Raw genomic sequence first — 15,728 nt, 5'->3', positions numbered from 1 at the left:
CAGGAGAATGCACATGGATTTGCCTCGCAACCGCTTCAAGGCCGCGCTGTCCGCCGGCACCCGTCAGATCGGCTTCTGGTGCACCCTGCCAGACAGCGGGCTGGTAGAGATGCTTGCCGGCTGCGGCTATGACTGGCTCCTCATCGACAGCGAGCATTCGCCGGTCAACCCGGTCACGGCGCTGCCCTTGTTGCAGGCCTGCGCCGCCTCGCCGACCTCGGTCGTGGTGCGCCCGGGATGGAATGACCCGGTCGAGATCAAGCGGCTGCTGGACCTTGGGGCGCAGACATTGCTGGTGCCCTACGTCCAGTCCGCCGAAGAAGCACGCGCGGCGGCGGCGGCGGTGGCCTATCCCCCGCTCGGCATCCGGGGCGTTTCGGGCGCGTCCCGGTCCAGCGGCTACGGCGCAGTCAAGGAATACGTGCAGCGCGCCAGGGACGAAATCTGCCTTCTGGTGCAGATCGAGACGGAAGCCGCGCTGACCGAAATTGAAGAGATTGCGGCGGTGGACGGTGTCGATGGCATCTTCGTGGGGCCGGCCGACCTCGCGGCTTCGATGGGCCATTTGGGCGACGCGGGCCACCCGGAAGTGCGCGCGGCGGTACGTGACGCGGTACAGAGGATCACGGCAGCCGGCAAGCCCGCCGGATTTCTGTCGGTCGATCAGGACTACGTGCGCGACATTGTGGATGCAGGCGCAAGTTTCGTCGCCGTCGGCGTCGACGTAGCGATGTTGAGGCACGGCGCGGTGGCGTTGCGCGCCGATTGGATGTGACAAGCGGATCGCCCTGCGACCCCCACCTTACGCCGGGGGCCAGGACACCGGCCGCAGCCGGGGCCGCGTGACCTCCAGCGGACGGCAATAGCTCTGCGCGCGCAGCCAGTCGGCCATGTCCTGGCGCTTCGCGGGTGACCGCATCGGCCCCCAGTCGGCAGCGACGCCGCGCCAGCGGGTATCGCGCAGGGCGATGGCCCGGTCGCGCGGCACGGTGCGGGCCATGATCCGCAAGGCGCAGGACAGGTTGGCGCTGCCGCGGGTCAGGGCAGCGCCACTGCCGGCGCGGCAGTCATAGTGACGTGCGGTTGCAGGAAGGATCTGCAGCAGGCCGTACCACAATCCCCCACCGCCGACCGCACGCGGGTTCCATGTGCTTTCATGAAACGCCAGCGTCGACGCGAAGCCGGCCCAGAACGCCGCCCGCTGGCGTGGAGGATTGTCCGGATAGGCCGGACACCACTCGGCGATGTCGCGCGGCACCACGTCCACAAGCGGCGCAGCGTGTCCGCCCAGCGCCGACAGCATGGCCCGGGTCCAGAGCGCGGCTTCGGGCCGCCGGCTCCAACGGGTGGTGGGCAACTGGACGGCACGAGGCCGCGGCCGAAGGCTCTGGGCCGGGGCCAGCACCGTCCCCGCGACGACCGGCAGGACAGCGCTACTCGCCGGTCCCGGCTCGGTCTGCTCCTGCACCCATGCCAGCGCAGGCCACCACAGCGCCGCTATCACCGGCAGCATGCGCACGATCCCGCTCAGCCGCCGCAATCTCGGCGAAGTCCTGCTGCAAACGCGTCTGCAACAAACCGTTTCCGCCATTGTGTTTCTCCCGCCCGCCATCGCTTCGCCGTAAACAAACAGCAGTTTAATAACCGTACATTCGAGTAATCGGGACCTTGTAGCCGAAAATGATAGACCTGTTGACACCAATCCGGAGTCAGGCGCGCGCCGTGCTGCGCCGTACCGTCCCCAACTCCTCCAAATTCACCTCAGCGAACCGCGGACTGGCCGGTGACGAGCGTGCCGATCCTGCGACAGCGCTGGCCGCCCTCGGGCGCCCTCTGCGTCAGGACACCGCCGAGCGCAAAGCTAGCGAGGCCCTGTTCAGTCAGGGCCGCGACATGGCGCGGCAGGAACGCTGGGAGGACTTGTCTGCGCTGATACGCGCGCGTGATACCGCGCGCGCGACCACGGGCTCGGGCGCACCCCAGGCCGAGATACTCGCTGCCGGCGCGCGGTCCGATCTCAGCCGGGCGCTCTATGCGGCCTCTGCCGCCGGGGTCCTGTCCCCGTCGAGCCGGCTGCTCGAAGGTCTCAACGCGCTGGAGGACACCGCAGCGGAGATGCCCGGCGATCCGTATTGCGCGGCGCTGGTGGCGCTGGCGCACCTTGACGCCGGCTGGGCCTGGTACAAGCAGGGCTGGCAGCGCGGCCGCCCCGAGCAGAACATCCGCCGCTTTCGCGCGGCCTTTGCCAAGGCGCAAGCGCATCTGTCACCGTATGACGCGCAGGCTCTGGATTCGCCTTTGCTGGCCTCTGCACGTTGCGCCCTGCTGGCGGGACAGACCGACGCCGATGCACGCGCCATAGGCGCCTACAGAGACCTGATCGCACTGGCGCCGCAGATGCCCGGTCACATGCGCGCCTTTGGGCTGCACCTGATGCCCTGCTGGTTCGGCTCGTTCGAGGTGCTGGAAAAGCAGGCCCGACAGGTCGCCGCCTCCACCACGACCCACTGGGGCACCGGCGGATACGCCTGGGTTTACCTTGACGCGTTGATTCAGGACCCCGAGGTGTTCAAGACCATGGATACCGGCGTTTTGCTGGAGGGAATAGACGACATTCTTGCACGGATGCCGCGCCAGCACATGGTCAACCTGATGGCAGCCTATCTCAGCGCCGCGCTCGACCGGGCCGGACCGGCGGGCCTGTCCCGCGGCACGCGCCGCGCACTGAAAACCCGCCGTGATCGACTGATCCGCGATACAATGAGCGAAACCCACGGCTGGGTCTGGGCCATTGCCGACACCAGCTATGCCACACCCGGGGCCGATCTGGCCGCCGACATTGATGATGAAACCGGTGCGCGACGCGCCTTGCAGGCCATTGCACCGGTGTTGCCGATGGCAGCGGCAAGCTAGGTTCGACCGACAAGGGGCGGGCCCTGATGGGCCTTGCCCCTGTTTCGCCCCTGCCCTAGAACGCCTCTCGTTCATTCGCGAGGAGACGGGCATGCTGGACCTGACTTACGAGACCCCGAAACCCAAGGTGATCGCCGGGGCCAAGCACGATTGGGAACTGGTGATCGGCATGGAGGTGCATGCCCAGGTCTCGAGCCAGGCCAAGCTGTTTTCCGGGGCCTCGACGCAATTTGGCGCTGAGCCCAATTCCAACGTCGCCTTCGTCGACGCCGCGATGCCCGGCATGCTTCCCGTCATCAATGAATACTGCATCGAGCAGGCGGTGCGGACCGGGCTGGGGCTGAAGGCGCAGATCAACCTGAAGTCCGCCTTCGACCGCAAGAACTACTTCTATCCCGACCTGCCGCAGGGCTACCAGATCTCCCAGCTTTATGAACCGCTCGTCGGCGAAGGCGAGGTGCTGGTCGAGTTGGGCGACGGCACCGCACGCGAGGTCCGGATCGAGCGCATCCACGTCGAGCAGGACGCCGGCAAGTCGATCCACGACATGGACCCGAACATGTCCTTCGTCGATCTCAACCGCACCGGTGTCGCGCTGATGGAGATCGTCTCCCGCCCCGACATCCGCGGACCCGAAGAAGCAGCGGCCTATGTGGTCAAGCTGCGTCAGATCCTGCAATACCTCGGCACCTGCGACGGCAACATGCAGAACGGCAACCTGCGGGCGGACGTCAACGTCTCGGTCTGCCGTCCCGGCCAGTACGAGAAATATCAGGAAACGCAGGACTTCAGCCACCTCGGCACCCGCTGCGAGATCAAGAACATGAACTCGATGCGCTTCATTCAGCAGGCCATCGACTACGAGGCGCGCCGCCAGATTGGCATCCTCGAAGCGGGCGGCTCCATCGATCAGGAAACCCGGCTCTACGATCCCGACAAGGGCGAGACCCGCTCGATGCGGTCGAAGGAGGAAGCGCACGACTACCGCTACTTCCCCGACCCCGACCTGCTGCCGCTGGAGATCGAGCAGGCCTGGGTGGACGACATCCAGAGAAACCTGCCGGAACTGCCGGATGAGAAAAAGGCGCGGTTCATCAAGGACTACGGGCTTTCGGATTACGACGCCTCGGTGCTGACCTCCGAAACAGCGAGCGCAAATTACTTCGAGAAGGTCGCAGAAGGCCGCGACGGCAAGATGGCCGCCAACTGGGTGATCAATGAGCTTTTCGGTCGCCTCAAGAAGGAAGATCACAGCCTTGCCGAAAGCCCGGTCTCGCCAGAGCAACTGGGCAGTATCATCGCGCTGATCCAGAAGGGCGACATCTCGGGCAAGATCGCCAAGGACCTGTTCGAGATCGTCTATACCGAGGGCGGCGACCCGGCCAAGATCGTCGAAGATCGCGGCATGAAACAGGTCACCGACACCGGCGCCATCGAAACCGCGGTGGACGAGGTGATCGCGGCCAACCCGGCGCAGGTCGAGAAGGCCAAGGCCAATCCCAAGCTTGCCGGCTGGTTCGTCGGCCAGGTGATGAAGGCCACCGGTGGCAAGGCAAACCCCAAGGCGGTGAACGAGATCGTGAGCGCCAAACTGGGCCTTTGATCCATGGCGCGCCTGCGCGATGCCCTGGTGGTGCACAATGAACGGGTGAAGCTGCTGGGCGGCTTCCTCAACGCCATTGCGCTTGGCCTGATCGGTTTTGCCGTGCTGCGGCCGCTGACAGAAGGCACCCTGCGGCTTGAGGCCCTGACCATCGGCTGGGGCGCCGCCGGACTGGTATTGCATGGTGTTTCGCACTATATTCTGGGTATGCTTCGCAAGGAGGAGCCCGATGACCAGCTTTGAGATCGCAGTGCCGATGGTTGCCTTCGTCGTGGCCGGCGTGGGTATCCTGCTGCTCCGGCGCGACACCCGCCGCATTGATGCAATGATCGAGGAACGCAGGCGCCACCACCCGGCGGAATGACCCTGACGATCCGAGTGTCACGCAACCGCATCCCGCCGCGGAAAACCACGGAAATCTTCGAAGATCCGTCCCCCGCCAGCCCGCGGGGGCGACAGATCGTGCCACGGGCGATTGCGCCGAGCCGTGAAATGTGCTCTTGGCACGGACATGATCAGATACGAGTACAAGGTGGTCCCCGCACCTGAGCGCGGACAAAAGGCCAAGGGCGTGAAAACCCCCGAAGACCGCTTCGCGTTGGCGCTTGAAACCGTGATGAACGAGATGGCGATCGACGGCTGGCACTATGTGCGTGCCGAGACGCTGCCCAGTGAAGAGCGTCAGGGGTTGTCCGGGCGCACCACAGTCTATCGCAACCTGCTGGTGTTCCGTCGGCCTGTCGAGGAAGAGATCGAGGCCTATGAGCCGCGCCTGCTCGACCCGCCCAATGAAGTCCCGTTGCCAGACGCCGAACCCGTAGTTACGCACGACAACGCAGCACCCGACGCGGACCTGCCTGAGACGGACGAAGGTCAGGACAACGCCCAGCCGAAAGACTGAGCCTTCGCGGTTCTGTTACGGGGTGTCGAGATCCAGCGCCAACGCGTGGATCTGGCCCATCAAATCAGCGCCCAGCGCCGCGTGAACGGCACGGTGCCGGGCGATACGGGACTGGCCTTCGAAACGATCCGAGCGCAGGCGCACGCGAAAGTGACTTTGCCCGCCCTCCTGATACCCGGCGTGGCCGCGATGGGCCTCGCTTTCATCGATAACTTCCAGATCGGCAGGGGCAAAGACCTCCTGCAATCGGCGGCGGATTTCCTCTGAACGCTGCATGATTTTTGGCCCTGCCCCTTCCCTCTGGTTGGCAATGGTCTAAACTGCCACGTCCGAGTCGAAAAGGTGCGAAACATGAGCAAACCAGACCCCTTCGGATTCGATATGTCCGTGTCCTCAGCGAAGAAGAAAAACCCGCGCGGCCGGAGGGGGATGTCGGGCGCGTCCGAAACATCTCAGCGTGTCTGCGACCATGACGGATGTGACGAACGGGGCCTCTATCGCGCCCCCAAGGCGCCCGATGTGCTGGATGACTTCTTCTGGTTCTGCAAGGACCACGTCCGCGAATACAACGCGAAATGGAGCTTCTTCGAAGGCAAGACCGAGGCCGAGATGAACGCACAGGAGACCTCGGACAAGGTCTGGGAACGCAAGACCAAGGGCTGGCGCGACCCCGAGGCCAAGGCCTGGGCGCGTCTGGGCATCGAGGACCCGCACCAGGTTCTCGGCCAGAATGCCACCCGCAATCCCGGACGCAGCGGCGGCACCGCCGGTCGCCGCCTGCCGCCGACCGAACGGCGCGCGATCGAAATCCTCGAGGCCAAGGAAACCTGGACCAAGGTCGAGATCCGGAAGGCCTACAAGAAGCTCATCAAGGTCCTGCATCCGGACATGAACGGCGGCGACCGCAGCCAGGAAGAGCAGCTGAACGAAGTCATGTGGGCCTGGGATCAGGTCAAGGAAAGCCGCAGCTTCCCCGAGAAGTAACGCCGCTCGGCTCTGAAAAAAAACGCCCGGTGCATCGCAGGATGCGCCGGGCGTTTTTCTGTCCGCAGGCCCGGCGTGGATAAAGTCCGGAACAGCCGACGCCGCGCCGGGTTGTCCTCCTGTAGCCGCAGGAGACCCCCATGAATGTAACGATTACCGTGAACGGTCAGGCCCATGATCTGGACCTCGACCCCCGTGTCACATTGTTGGACGCCCTGCGCGACCACCTTCACCTGACCGGCAGCAAGAAGGGGTGCGATCATGGCCAATGCGGCGCCTGCACGGTGTTGGTGAACGGACGCCGAATCAACGCCTGCCTCGGTCTCGCCGTTATGCACGACGGCGACGAGATCACCACCGTCGAAGGTCTGGCCAAGGACGGCCCATCGCCCCTGCAACAGGCCTTCGTGGCGCATGACGGCATGCAATGCGGCTATTGCACTCCCGGCCAGATCTGTTCGGCCACGGCGATGCTCGACGAAGTCGCCGCCGGTTGGCCCAGCCATGTCAGCGACGACCTGGAAGGTCCCGTTGATCTGGACCATGCCGAACTGTCCGAGCGGATGAGCGGCAACCTCTGCCGCTGCTCCTGCTACCCCGGCATCAACGCTGCGATCACCGAGGTGTCGGAGACCCGCGGCCGGAAGGAGGCCGCGGAATGAGACCCTTCGACTACACTCGCCCCGACGACCGCGCCGATGCCATGAGGGCCGCCACGTCCGAAGACGCCAGTTTCATCGCCGGCGGCACCAACCTCGTAGACCTGATGAAGCTCGAAGTGATGTCGCCGGGCAAATTGGTCGACGTCAACCGGCTCGGCCTCGACCGAATCGAAGAAGACGGCGGCGGCCTGCGCGTCGGCGCCACCGTCACCAATTCCGACCTTGCCGCCGATCTGCGCGTGCGCCGCAATTATCCCGTGCTTGCCCGCGCCCTGCTGGCCGGCGCCTCCGGCCAGTTGCGCAACAAGGCCACCACCGGCGGCAACCTGCTGCAGCGCACCCGCTGCCCGTACTTCTATGACACCGACGCCGCCTGCAACAAACGTGACCCGGGCGCCGGCTGCGCCGCGCTGGGTGGCGAGATGCGCAATCACGCCGTGCTTGGCGTCTCCGACCACTGCGTCGCGCTGCACCCGTCGGACATGGCTGTGGCGATGCGGGTGCTGGACGCGCGGGTCGAGGTCGAGGCCGCCGATGGCGCGACGCGCGACATGGCGCTCGACGAGTTCTACCGCCTGCCCGGCGACACCCCGCATATCGAGACCGCGCTCTCCCCCGGCGACCTGATCACAGGCGTCCGCCTGCCCGCGCCGCTGGGCGACCGGCAGGTCTATCGCAAGGTGCGCGACCGGGCGTCCTATGCCTTTGCGCTGGTCTCCGTCGCCGCGGTGCTGCGGATGGAGGACGGCAGGATTGCCGAGGCCGCGCTGGCCTTCGGCGGTCTCGGCTCGCAGCCCTGGCGGGACGCCGAAGTGGACGACCTGCTGAAGGGCGAGCGTCCGACCGAGGCACTGTTCGACAAGGCCGGAGAGGTGCTGCTGCGCGACGCGGTTGCCCATGACGGAACAGAATTCAAGCTGCCGCTCGCGAAACGCGCGCTCAAGGCGGTCCTCACGGAGGCGACGCAATGACCTACGACATGAAGATCGATGGCCCGGAAGAGGCCAATCGGACCGACGACATGGCGCAGGGCGTGCTGGGCCGCGATTCAGAACGGCCCGATGGCCTCGCCAAGGCCATGGGCCAAGCCACCTATGCCGCCGAAACCCATCCCGAGGGCCTGCTGCACGGCGTCCTGCGCCGCGCGCCGGGCATCGGCGCGGTGCGCTGTCCGAACCTCGACGAGGTCCGCGGCATGGCGGGCGTCCGGGCCGTGATCCGAGACGGACGCATGGTGCGCAACGCCGCGCAGGGCATGGCCGATGAAGCGCCGGTGCAGGGCACGGACGAGGTCGAATATGTCGGTCAGCCGATCGCGCTGGTGGTCGCCGACAGCTTTGAACAAGCCCGCCACGCCGCGCAGTGCCTCACCGTCGAAATCGATGGCCGCGATGCCCCGGTCGATCCGCAAGCGGTCGAGCCGGAAGAACCCGATGACAAGCATTATGAACAGGGCGACCTGACCGCCGCGATGCGCGATGCCGCGGTGACGGTCGATCAGGTCTATACCACCGCCTCGATGACCTCTGCCGCGATGGAGCCGCATGCGGCCACGGCCGAGTGGGACGGCGAGACGCTGACCCTGCGCGGCGCGCTGCAGATGCTGCGCTTCAACCGCAACGAACTGGCCGACAGTCTGGGCATCGCGCCCGAAAAGGTCCGCATCCTCGCACCCTTCGTCGGCGGTGGGTTCGGTTCCAAGCTGGGCATCTCTGCGGACTGCGTGGCAGCGGCGATCGCGGCGATGGACCTTGGACGCCCGGTCCGGGTGGTGCAGCACCGTCGCAACGTCTTTGAAATCAACACCCGCCGCTCCGAAACCCGGCAGCACATCCGGTTGGCCGCCGATGCCGAGGGCCAGCTGCAAGGTCTGGGCCACGCGGCACTGGTGTCCAACCTGCCGCAGGAAAGCTTTGCCGAACCGGTCCTGCAGGCCAGCCATTTCGCGTATGCGGCGACTGAGCGCAAACTGGGGATGCAGATCGCGCGCATCAATCGCCCGGCTGCCGGTTCGGTCCGCGCCCCTGGCGAATCCGTGGGCGTGACTGCCTTCGAAATCGCGATGGACGAACTGGCGGTGGCCGCCGAGATCGACCCGGTCGAACTGCGCCTGCGCAACATTCCGGAAAAAGACCCCGAAAGCGGCAAGCCGTTTTCGTCGCATCGGCTCAAGGCGGCGCTCACACAGGGCGCGGAACGGTTCGGCTGGGCAAAGCGGCCCTCCGCGCCGCGCCAGCACCGTGAGGGCGAGTGGTGGATCGGCACCGGCATGGCGGCGGCCTTCCGGGTGAACATGATCATCGAGGCAGAGGCCCGCATCCGCCTGAACGGCAACCGCGCGGTGGTCGAGACCGACATGACCGACATCGGCACCGGCAGCTATGCCATCCTCCAGCAGATCGCAGCCGAGCTTCTGGGCCTGCCGTTGGATCAGGTCGACGTATCGTTGGGCGACACTGCGCATCCACCGGGCTCCGGCTCCGGCGGATCGGTCGGCGCAGCCTCGACCGGCACCGCGGTCTGGCTGGCGGCGATGGAGCTGCGAAGGAAGATCGCGGACCGTCTGGGATGCGACGAGACCGAACTGACACTGAAGGACGGCACCGCGGTGCAAGGCAACACCCGCACGGCCTTGGCTGACGTTCTCGAAGGAGCGAAGCTGGAGGGTCACGGCCACGTCAAACCCGGCGAAGCCGGCGACAAGGTGCGCCAAGCCACCTTCGGCGCGCATTTCGCTGAGGTCGCGGTGAGCGACGTCACCGGCGAGGTGCGCATGCGGCGTATGCAGGGCACGTTTGCGGCGGGCCGCATCCTCAACCTCCGGACCGCGCGGTCGCAGTGTCACGGCGGCATGATCTGGGGCATCGGCATGGCACTGACCGAAGGACTGGTGCACGACCGGCGCGACGGCCACATGGTGAACCGCGACCTGGCCGAATACCACGTGCCAGTGAATGCCGATGTCCCGCCACTCGACGTGCAGTTCATCGAAGAGCTGGACCCCTGGACCGGTCCGCTGCAGGCCAAGGGCATCGGTGAACTCGGGATCTGCGGCGCGGGGGCAGCGGTGCTGAACGCCATTCACCACGCCTGCGGTGCCCGCGTTCGCGACCTGCCGGCCACGCCGGACCGGGTGCTGACGGCGCTTGGCTAGATGGATCCGGCGCGCGATAGATGCCATGGCTTTCGGCTGGTCCGACGAGGATAACATCCGTCGCGCCACGTCAACCGCTTCGCAGTTGACACCACCGGCATGGCGACAAAAACTGCCCGATACCCGCCACCTGATTGCGTTGACCTGATGAGTACCCCGACAGCGCCACCCGAATTCGACACCGACAGGCTCGACCGCTATCTGCGCGATCGGATGCCGGACCTTTCCGGTCGGCTCCATGTGGAGAAGATCAGCGGCGGCCAGTCGAACCCGACATATTTCCTGACGTATGACACCGCCCGTCTGGTGCTGCGCAAACGGCCCGACGGCAATATCCTGCCCTCGGCCCACGCAGTCGACCGGGAATACCGCGTCCAGTCGGCTGTGATCGGCGCGGGCGTTCCGGTGCCCCGAATGCGTTTCTTCGAAGCCGACGAAAGCATCGTCGGCACCGCCTTCTACGTCATGGACCGCGTCGACGGGCTTGTCCTGCATGACAACACGTTGGCCGACCTGCCGCGCGCCGACCGCCGACCAGTCTACGACGATCTGGCCCGCATCCTCGCGCGTATCCATTCGGTCGACATCGAGGCCGTGGGGCTGTCCGACTTTGGCAGGCACGGCGGCTTCTTCGCCCGCCAGATTGCCCGCTGGTCGAAACAGTACCAGATGTCGCGGGTGCATGACACAAAGGCATTCGATGCCCTGATCGACTGGCTGCCGCGCAACCTGCCCGAGGATCAGACCACCACGCTGGTGCACGGCGATTTCCGCACCGGCAATGCAATTATCGACCCCACGGCGCCCGGCATTGCCGCCGTGCTCGACTGGGAGCTCAGCACGCTCGGCCACCCGCTGGCCGATCTCGCCCATACCTGCGCCTACATCTGGATGATGAACGGCGATGAATTCGGCGTCGGCCTGCGCGATGCCGATCTGGACGCCCTTGGCCTGCCCTCCATGGCCGACTTTATCGAGACCTACGCACAGGCCCGCGGCACCCCGGACCGGCTGACTCGCTTTCACCTTGCGTTCGCGCTGTTTCGCATCGCGGTGATCTTCGAGGGTATCGCCGACCGCGCCCGCCGCGGCAACGCGGCTTCGGCCGACGCCGAGGCCGTGGGCCGCATCGCTCCGAACCTCGCCGAACGAGGCGCCGCCCTGATCTCGGGCGAGACCGCCCTGCCCCTGGAAGGATAACGCTACATGGATTTCTCCTACACGCCCGAGGTCGAGGACCTGCGCAGCCGTCTGCAGGCCTTCATGGACACCCATGTCTGGCCCGCAGATGCCGAGTTTCAGCGTATTGCGCACTCCGGGCGCTACCCGGGACGACCTGATCGACGGGCTCAAGGAGAAGGCCAAGGCCGAGGGCCTGTGGAACATGTTCCTGCCGGCGCTGAAGGACGACGAGCCCGGCACTCGGCTGAGCAACCTGGAATACGCACCGATGGCCGAGATCATGGGCAGGCTGCCATGGGCCTCCGAGGTCTTCAACTGCTCGGCCCCGGACACCGGCAACATGGAGATCCTTCACATGTTCGGCACGCCCGAACAGCGCGACCGCTGGTTAAAGCCGCTGATGAACGGCGAAATACGCTCCGGCGTGTCGATCACCGAACCCGATGTCGCCTCGTCGGACCCGACCAACCTTGAAACCACGATTGTGCGCGACGGCGACGAATACGTCATCAACGGCCGCAAGTGGTTCACCACTGGGGCGAAGCATCCGAAATTCGCCTTCACCCTGCTGATGGGAATCTCCTCGCAGGATGAATCCACGCCGCGCCACGAGCGGCACAGCTTCGTCATCGTGCCCACCGGCACCCCCGGCTTCCGCATCGTCCGCGACCTGCCGATCATGCATCACGATTCACCCGAAGGCCATTGCGAGCTGGAGTTCGACAACGTCCGGGTCCCGGTAGCGAACCTCCTTGGCGAAGAGGGCAAGGGCTTCGCTGTGGCGCAGGCGCGTCTCGGGCCGGGCCGTATCCACCACTGCATGCGCACGATCGGCCAATGCGAATACGCGCTCGAACTGATGTGTGATCGCGCCCGGACCCGCAGCACCTTCGGCAAGCCTCTGTCCGACAACGCGAATATACAGGACTGGATCGCCCAGAGCCGCATCGAGATCGATCAGGCGCGGCTCCTGAACCTCTATACCAGCTGGCTGATGGACCGCGACGGCAACAAATCCGCGCGGGTGCTGGTGTCTGAAATCAAGGTCGCTGCGGCGCGCCTGCAAACCACGGTGCTCGACCGCGCGATCCAGGTTTTCGGCGCGGCCGGCATCACCCCCGATACACCGCTGTCCTACCTCTGGACATGGGGCCGCGCACTGCGCTTCATCGATGGCCCAGACGAGGTCCACCTGCGTGGCATCGCACGGGCAGAGTTGAAGAAGTCGGAGGTCCGCGCCACCGCACGGCAGGACGGGTGACGCCCGGGTCGGCACCCGCGTGTGCCAGGCAGCCGGATCAGGCTTCGCGGAACACCAGCGAAACGCCGTTCAGGCAGTGGCGCAGCCCCGTCGGCTCCGGCCCGTCCTCGAAAATATGCCCGAGATGGGAACCGCAGCGGCGGCAGTGACACTCGGTGCGGACGATGAACAGCAGCTTCCGGTCTTCCTTGGTGCCGATGGCATCGGGCAGGCTTTGCCAGAAGCTGGGCCACCCGGTGCCGCTGTCGAACTTGTGCTCCGAAGAATAGATCGGCAGATCGCAACCCCGGCAATGATAGGTGCCTTCGGTCTTCAGGTCATGCAGCGGCGACGAAAAGGCGCGCTCGGTGCCCTCTTCGCGCATGACCTCGAATTCGATGTTGCTCAGCATCGCGCGCCATTCGGCTTCGGTGCGGGTGATCTCGAAGGTTTCTTCCGGCGCGGCGGCAAAGGCGCGTCCCGCCAACGGCAGCAGGGCCGCTGCGGCGGTGCCTGTAAGAAAATGGCGACGATGCATGGTCATGGGTCGGCCTCCTGACGGCTCTGCGAACGGGTGCCCCGCGATCAATGCGGGGTCCACCCGAAGAAACGTAGGGCGCCCGGTGAAAGTTTCGCCAGTGGGTGACGACTACGTTACAGCGACGTGATCGCGCCCGTGGCCAGCACCGCGCCGGTGGGCAATCCGGTGGGCGAGCCGCCCTCGGGCTCGTCCGAGATCGCCAGCACCGCCCCTTCGACAGTGGCACGCATCTCTTCCGGAAGGTCCAGCGCCACCACCTGACCCGGCTCCAGCAGACCCAGCGAAACCGGCGGGTTGTCGCCCTGGATCAGCCACAGTTCGCGCGCCCGACCGGGTTCGGGAAACAGCGCCACAAGCTCGGCAACCAGCCGGCCGTCCGCGGGGTCAAGCGCCACGCGGGCAACCTCTTCCTCGGCCGCCGACGTCAGTTGCGCCGAGAACAGGTCGGTCTCGGGCTCCAGCCAGCCAAAGCGCAGCGCCACCAGTGCAATCATAGCGGCCAGCGCCCCGCCCAGCACGGCCTGACCGATCCCCAGCCGCCGCCAGAGCGGCTCGCGTCGGCCGAAGACTCGCGCCTCGACCTTGCGCCAGACCGCGTCCGGCGGCTGGACGCCTTCGATGCCGGCGGCGATGTCGGCGAATTGCTCGGTCCAGGCGTCGCAAAGGTCGCGTACGTCCGCCTCGCGCATCAGGCGGCGGGCGAAGGTCTGCGCCTCGTCCGGCGGCAACAGGCCGAGCACGTATTCCGCCGCCGTCAGGGCATCGTCGTGCGGTATGTCGGTCGTGTCGCTCATCGGCTCAGACAGGTCCTCAGGGCTTGCAGGCTGCGGCGCAGCCAGGTTCTCATGGTGTTCAGCGGCACCGCGAAATGCGAGGCCAGTTCGGCATAGGTCGCGCCGTCCAGATAGGCGCGGCGCACGGCTTCGGCCCGCTCCTCGACCAACTCGTCAAGACAGGCGTCGATCCGGTTCCGCTCATCCTTGCGCAGCAAGTGCTCGGCCGGACCCGGCTCCGGCGTCTCCAACCGGTCGATGAGCGTGTCGTCCCCGTCCACCTTGGCCGCGACGCCACTGCGCGACTTGCGCGCCGTGTCGATGGCGTGATTGCGCGCGACGGTGATCAGCCACGTCATCGGGCGCACGCGACCCGACTGATAGGTTCCGGCCCGCTGCCAGATCTTCACGTAAACTTCCTGCAATGCATCCTCGGCCTGCGCCCTGTCCCTCAAGATACGCAGGCAAAGTCCGAAGAGTTTCGCGGATGTCGAAGCGTAAAGCTGCCCGAACGCCGCCCGGTCGGCCATCGACACCTTCGCCAGAAGAGTTTCCAGATCCTGTGTCGTCACGCGGCCAAACCCCTGATGCTTCGCGTCCTCACGATAGGCCCGCTGACGGCAAGGGCAAGAGCACATGGGAATCCTCGCCAGCCGCTCTTGTCACTGCGGCGGAATTGGTGCACCTACCGGGGCGCAGACCACCACGCGGGAAAGGACGCAGTATGGATCCCAAGACACGACCTTCCGAGGAAGTCTCGGTCCGTGAGGTATTCGGTATCGACGCCGACATGGTGGTCAAGGGCTTCGCCGACCGCACCGAGCGGGTGCCGGATGTGGACAGCACCTACAAGTTCGATCCCGACACCACGCTGGCGATCCTTGCAGGCTTCTCTCACAACCGCCGCGTCATGATCCAGGGCTACCACGGCACCGGCAAGTCGACCCACATCGAACAGGTCGCCGCGCGCCTGAACTGGCCCTGTGTCCGCGTGAACCTCGATTCGCACATCAGCCGGATCGACCTGATCGGCAAGGACGCGATCAAGCTGAAGGACGGCAAGCAGGTCACCGAGTTTCAGGAAGGCATCCTGCCCTGGGCGCTGCGAAACCCGACCGCGATCGTGTTCGACGAATACGATGCCGGCCGCGCCGACGTGATGTTCGTGATCCAGCGCGTGCTCGAGGTTGACGGCAAGCTGACGCTGCTTGACCAGAACGAGGTGATCCACCCGCACCCCTGCTTCCGCATCTTCGCCACCTCGAACACCGTGGGCCTTGGCGACACCACCGGGCTCTATCACGGCACCCAGCAGATCAACCAGGGCCAGATGGACCGCTGGTCGCTGGTGGCGACGCTGAACTACCTCTCGATCGACGCCGAATGCGCCATCGTGCTGGCCAAGTGCCCGCACTACAATACCGAAAAGGGCCGCAAGCAGATCAAGCAGATGGTGACCGTCGCCGACCTGACCCGCACTGCCTTCATGAATGGCGATCTTTCGACTGTGATGTCGCCCCGGACGGTGATCGCTTGGGCGCAGAACGCCGAGATCTTCCGCAACGTGGGCTATGCGTTCCGCGTCTCCTTCCTCAACAAGTGCGACGAGCTCGAGCGCCAGACCGTGGCCGAATTCTACCAGCGCTGCTTCGACGAAGAGCTTCCCGAAAGCGCGGCGAGCCTGAGCCTGGGCTGACCCCGCCAAGTCATTAGGATTGCACTGCAAGCGGCGCCTTCGGGCGCCGTTTCTGCATGTGCATCCGTGCCGAAACCAC

At 65.8% G+C, this 15,728-nt stretch carries 18 protein-coding genes; 13 read left to right on the top strand and 5 right to left on the bottom strand.

Features of this window, described 5'->3' with window-relative positions; translation table 11 throughout:
- Positions 1-13: 13 nt before the first annotated feature.
- Positions 14-775 (top strand): HpcH/HpaI aldolase family protein, encoded by a 762-nt coding sequence (locus tag AC04PT_RS00400; protein ID WP_482871498.1) that lies wholly within the window; start codon positions 14-16, stop codon positions 773-775.
- A gap of 27 nt (positions 776-802) precedes the next feature.
- Here AC04PT_RS00400 and AC04PT_RS00395 read toward each other — a convergent pair whose 3' ends face one another.
- Complete coding sequence (locus AC04PT_RS00395) at positions 803-1,513, bottom strand: transglycosylase SLT domain-containing protein (RefSeq protein WP_482871497.1); 711 nt, start codon at positions 1,511-1,513, stop codon at positions 803-805.
- Between the two features lie 209 nt (positions 1,514-1,722).
- Here AC04PT_RS00395 and AC04PT_RS00390 point away from each other — a divergent pair, with 209 nt between their 5' ends.
- The 5 genes from AC04PT_RS00390 (at position 1,723) to AC04PT_RS00370 (ending at position 5,417) form a co-directional block, all read left to right on the top strand.
- The gene (locus AC04PT_RS00390) at positions 1,723-2,913 is read left to right on the top strand and encodes a hypothetical protein (protein ID WP_482871496.1); all 1,191 of its coding nucleotides are present in this window, start codon (positions 1,723-1,725) and stop codon (positions 2,911-2,913) included.
- A 91-nt stretch (positions 2,914-3,004) separates the two neighbouring features.
- Positions 3,005-4,516, top strand: a complete 1,512-nt coding sequence (gene gatB / locus AC04PT_RS00385; protein ID WP_482871494.1) for an Asp-tRNA(Asn)/Glu-tRNA(Gln) amidotransferase subunit GatB — start codon at positions 3,005-3,007, stop codon at positions 4,514-4,516.
- A gap of 3 nt (positions 4,517-4,519) precedes the next feature.
- Positions 4,520-4,759 carry a hypothetical protein gene (locus tag AC04PT_RS00380; protein ID WP_482871493.1) on the top strand — a complete coding sequence of 80 codons (240 nt, stop codon included), beginning with the start codon at positions 4,520-4,522 and terminating at the stop codon, positions 4,757-4,759.
- Complete coding sequence (locus tag AC04PT_RS00375) at positions 4,746-4,880, top strand: hypothetical protein (RefSeq protein WP_482871492.1); 135 nt, start codon at positions 4,746-4,748, stop codon at positions 4,878-4,880. The genes AC04PT_RS00380 and AC04PT_RS00375 overlap by 14 nt, the downstream gene beginning before the upstream one ends.
- Positions 4,881-5,027: 147 nt before the next feature.
- The gene (locus AC04PT_RS00370; protein WP_482871491.1) at positions 5,028-5,417 is read left to right on the top strand and encodes a DUF4177 domain-containing protein; all 390 of its coding nucleotides are present in this window, start codon (positions 5,028-5,030) and stop codon (positions 5,415-5,417) included.
- A gap of 15 nt (positions 5,418-5,432) precedes the next feature.
- On the opposite strand, the gene AC04PT_RS00365 is transcribed toward AC04PT_RS00370, so the two are convergent.
- Positions 5,433-5,693, bottom strand: a complete 261-nt coding sequence (locus AC04PT_RS00365; RefSeq protein WP_482871490.1) for a BolA family protein — start codon at positions 5,691-5,693, stop codon at positions 5,433-5,435.
- 75 nt (positions 5,694-5,768) lie between these two features.
- On the opposite strand from AC04PT_RS00365, the gene AC04PT_RS00360 reads away from it, so the two are divergent.
- From AC04PT_RS00360 to AC04PT_RS00335, 6 genes are all read left to right on the top strand, one after another.
- Complete coding sequence (locus AC04PT_RS00360; protein WP_482871489.1) at positions 5,769-6,401, top strand: DnaJ domain-containing protein; 633 nt, start codon at positions 5,769-5,771, stop codon at positions 6,399-6,401.
- Positions 6,402-6,541: 140 nt separating this feature from the next.
- Positions 6,542-7,063, top strand: a complete 522-nt coding sequence (locus AC04PT_RS00355) for a 2Fe-2S iron-sulfur cluster-binding protein (RefSeq protein WP_482871488.1) — start codon at positions 6,542-6,544, stop codon at positions 7,061-7,063.
- Positions 7,060-8,034 carry an FAD binding domain-containing protein gene (locus AC04PT_RS00350; protein WP_482871487.1) on the top strand — a complete coding sequence of 325 codons (975 nt, stop codon included), beginning with the start codon at positions 7,060-7,062 and terminating at the stop codon, positions 8,032-8,034. The genes AC04PT_RS00355 and AC04PT_RS00350 overlap by 4 nt, the downstream gene beginning before the upstream one ends.
- Positions 8,031-10,217 (top strand): xanthine dehydrogenase family protein molybdopterin-binding subunit, encoded by a 2,187-nt coding sequence (locus AC04PT_RS00345; RefSeq protein WP_482871486.1) that lies wholly within the window; start codon positions 8,031-8,033, stop codon positions 10,215-10,217. The genes AC04PT_RS00350 and AC04PT_RS00345 overlap by 4 nt, the downstream gene beginning before the upstream one ends.
- Positions 10,218-10,364: 147 nt before the next feature.
- Complete coding sequence (locus AC04PT_RS00340) at positions 10,365-11,417, top strand: phosphotransferase family protein (protein WP_482871485.1); 1,053 nt, start codon at positions 10,365-10,367, stop codon at positions 11,415-11,417.
- Positions 11,418-11,505: 88 nt separating this feature from the next.
- Entirely contained in the window at positions 11,506-12,660 is a 1,155-nt protein-coding gene (locus tag AC04PT_RS00335) for an acyl-CoA dehydrogenase family protein (protein ID WP_482871484.1), read from the top strand.
- 37 nt (positions 12,661-12,697) lie between these two features.
- Here the strand turns inward: AC04PT_RS00335 and msrB are convergent, their stop codons facing one another.
- From msrB to AC04PT_RS00320, 3 genes are all read right to left on the bottom strand, one after another.
- Positions 12,698-13,177, bottom strand: coding sequence for a peptide-methionine (R)-S-oxide reductase MsrB (gene msrB, locus AC04PT_RS00330; RefSeq protein ID WP_482872417.1), 480 nt, complete (start codon positions 13,175-13,177; stop codon positions 12,698-12,700).
- Between the two features lie 116 nt (positions 13,178-13,293).
- On the bottom strand, positions 13,294-13,974 hold the full coding sequence (locus tag AC04PT_RS00325) for an anti-sigma factor (protein ID WP_482871482.1): 681 nt from the start codon (positions 13,972-13,974) through the stop codon (positions 13,294-13,296).
- The gene (locus AC04PT_RS00320; protein ID WP_482871481.1) at positions 13,971-14,525 is read right to left on the bottom strand and encodes a sigma-70 family RNA polymerase sigma factor; all 555 of its coding nucleotides are present in this window, start codon (positions 14,523-14,525) and stop codon (positions 13,971-13,973) included. The genes AC04PT_RS00325 and AC04PT_RS00320 overlap by 4 nt, the downstream gene beginning before the upstream one ends.
- 152 nt (positions 14,526-14,677) lie before the next feature.
- Here AC04PT_RS00320 and cobS point away from each other — a divergent pair, with 152 nt between their 5' ends.
- Positions 14,678-15,649: a cobaltochelatase subunit CobS gene (gene cobS, locus AC04PT_RS00315; RefSeq protein WP_482871480.1), complete on the top strand. Its 972-nt coding sequence runs from the start codon at positions 14,678-14,680 to the stop codon at positions 15,647-15,649.
- Positions 15,650-15,728: the final 79 nt, after the last annotated feature.

The sequence above is a fragment of the Litorisediminivivens sp. KMU-197 genome, assembly GCF_056858395.1.
This window is presented reverse-complemented; position numbering and strand designations above follow the sequence as displayed.

Excerpts from the sequence above, each read along its gene's own strand:
- AC04PT_RS00400 (WP_482871498.1), top strand. The coding sequence starts at position 14 with ATGGATTTGCCTCGCAACCGCTTCAAGGCCGCGCTGTCCGCCGGCACC.
- AC04PT_RS00395 (WP_482871497.1), bottom strand. The coding sequence starts at position 1,513 with ATGCTGCCGGTGATAGCGGCGCTGTGGTGGCCTGCGCTGGCATGGGTG.
- gatB (WP_482871494.1), top strand. The coding sequence starts at position 3,005 with ATGCTGGACCTGACTTACGAGACCCCGAAACCCAAGGTGATCGCCGGG.
- AC04PT_RS00380 (WP_482871493.1), top strand. The coding sequence starts at position 4,520 with ATGGCGCGCCTGCGCGATGCCCTGGTGGTGCACAATGAACGGGTGAAG.
- AC04PT_RS00375 (WP_482871492.1), top strand. The coding sequence starts at position 4,746 with ATGACCAGCTTTGAGATCGCAGTGCCGATGGTTGCCTTCGTCGTGGCC.
- AC04PT_RS00370 (WP_482871491.1), top strand. The coding sequence starts at position 5,028 with ATGATCAGATACGAGTACAAGGTGGTCCCCGCACCTGAGCGCGGACAA.
- AC04PT_RS00365 (WP_482871490.1), bottom strand. The coding sequence starts at position 5,693 with ATGCAGCGTTCAGAGGAAATCCGCCGCCGATTGCAGGAGGTCTTTGCC.
- AC04PT_RS00360 (WP_482871489.1), top strand. The coding sequence starts at position 5,769 with ATGAGCAAACCAGACCCCTTCGGATTCGATATGTCCGTGTCCTCAGCG.
- AC04PT_RS00355 (WP_482871488.1), top strand. The coding sequence starts at position 6,542 with ATGAATGTAACGATTACCGTGAACGGTCAGGCCCATGATCTGGACCTC.
- AC04PT_RS00350 (WP_482871487.1), top strand. The coding sequence starts at position 7,060 with ATGAGACCCTTCGACTACACTCGCCCCGACGACCGCGCCGATGCCATG.
- AC04PT_RS00345 (WP_482871486.1), top strand. The coding sequence starts at position 8,031 with ATGACCTACGACATGAAGATCGATGGCCCGGAAGAGGCCAATCGGACC.
- AC04PT_RS00340 (WP_482871485.1), top strand. The coding sequence starts at position 10,365 with ATGAGTACCCCGACAGCGCCACCCGAATTCGACACCGACAGGCTCGAC.
- AC04PT_RS00335 (WP_482871484.1), top strand. The coding sequence starts at position 11,506 with ATGCCGAGTTTCAGCGTATTGCGCACTCCGGGCGCTACCCGGGACGAC.
- msrB (WP_482872417.1), bottom strand. The coding sequence starts at position 13,177 with ATGCATCGTCGCCATTTTCTTACAGGCACCGCCGCAGCGGCCCTGCTG.
- AC04PT_RS00325 (WP_482871482.1), bottom strand. The coding sequence starts at position 13,974 with ATGAGCGACACGACCGACATACCGCACGACGATGCCCTGACGGCGGCG.
- cobS (WP_482871480.1), top strand. The coding sequence starts at position 14,678 with ATGGATCCCAAGACACGACCTTCCGAGGAAGTCTCGGTCCGTGAGGTA.